1 rRNA gene is annotated in these 1,534 nt (G+C 58.0%); it reads left to right on the forward strand.

Going from position 1 to position 1,534, the window contains the following annotated elements:
* Positions 1–115: 115 nt before the first annotated feature.
* Positions 116–1,534: ribosomal RNA gene (locus ACFW35_RS19825) — 23S ribosomal RNA — on the forward strand; the annotation flags it as partial.

Consider the following 1,534-nt stretch of genomic DNA (forward strand, 5'->3'; position numbering starts at 1 on the left):
GTGCGGACTACGGTCTGCCCTTCGGGATGCCGGCCCCAGTGAACTCAGCCTTCGGGTTGGGGTGATGGGTGGCTGGTCGTTGTTTGAGAACTGCACAGTGGACGCGAGCATCTGTGGCCAAGTTTTTAAGGGCGCACGGTGGATGCCTTGGCACCAGGAACCGATGAAGGACGTGGGAGGCCACGATAGGCCCCGGGGAGTCGTCAACCAGGCTTTGATCCGGGGGTGTCCGAATGGGGAAACCCGGCAGTCGTCATGGGCTGTCACCCGCTGCTGAACACATAGGCAGTGTGGAGGGAACGCGGGGAAGTGAAACATCTCAGTACCCGCAGGAAGAGAAAACAACCGTGATTCCGGGAGTAGTGGCGAGCGAAACTGGATGAGGCCAAACCGTATGCGTGTGAGACCCGGCAGGGGTTGCGCATGCGGGGTTGTGGGATCTCTCTTTCACGGTCTGCCGGCCGTGGGACGAGTCAGAAACCGTTGATGTAGGCGAAGGACATGCGAAAGGTCCGGCGTAGAGGGTAAGACCCCCGTAGTCGAAACGTCAGCGGCTTGCTTGAGAGACACCCAAGTAGCACGGGGCCCGAGAAATCCCGTGTGAATCTGGCGGGACCACCCGCTAAGCCTAAATATTCCCTGGTGACCGATAGCGGATAGTACCGTGAGGGAATGGTGAAAAGTACCGCGGGAGCGGAGTGAAATAGTACCTGAAACCGTGTGCCTACAAGCCGTGGGAGCGTCGCGCATCGAGTTTACTTGGTGCGTCGTGACTGCGTGCCTTTTGAAGAATGAGCCTGCGAGTTTGCGGTGTGTTGCGAGGTTAACCCGTGTGGGGAAGCCGTAGCGAAAGCGAGTCCGAATAGGGCGTTGAGTAGCACGCTCAAGACCCGAAGCGGAGTGATCTAGCCATGGGCAGGTTGAAGCGGAGGTAAGACTTCGTGGAGGACCGAACCCACCAGGGTTGAAAACCTGGGGGATGACCTGTGGTTAGGGGTGAAAGGCCAATCAAACTCCGTGATAGCTGGTTCTCCCCGAAATGCATTTAGGTGCAGCGTCGTGTGTTTCTTGCCGGAGGTAGAGCACTGGATAGGCGATGGGCCCTACCGGGTTACTGACCTTAGCCAAACTCCGAATGCCGGTAAGTGAGAGCGCGGCAGTGAGACTGTGGGGGATAAGCTCCATGGTCGAGAGGGAAACAGCCCAGAGCATCGACTAAGGCCCCTAAGCGTACGCTAAGTGGGAAAGGATGTGGAGTCGCACAGACAACCAGGAGGTTGGCTTAGAAGCAGCCACCCTTGAAAGAGTGCGTAATAGCTCACTGGTCTAGTGATTCCGCGCCGACAATGTAGCGGGGCTCAAGCGTACCGCCGAAGTCGTGTCATTGCAGCAATACGGCCAACGCCGGCTGTGATGGGTAGGGGAGCGTCGTGTGCCGGGTGAAGCAGCCGCGGAAGCGAGTTGTGGACGGTTCACGAGTGAGAATGCAGGCATGAGTAGCGATACAAACGTGAGAAACGTTTGCGCCGATTGA

Source organism: Fictibacillus sp. NPDC058756, from assembly GCF_042746035.1.
GTDB lineage: Bacteria > Bacillota > Bacilli > Bacillales > Fictibacillaceae > Fictibacillus.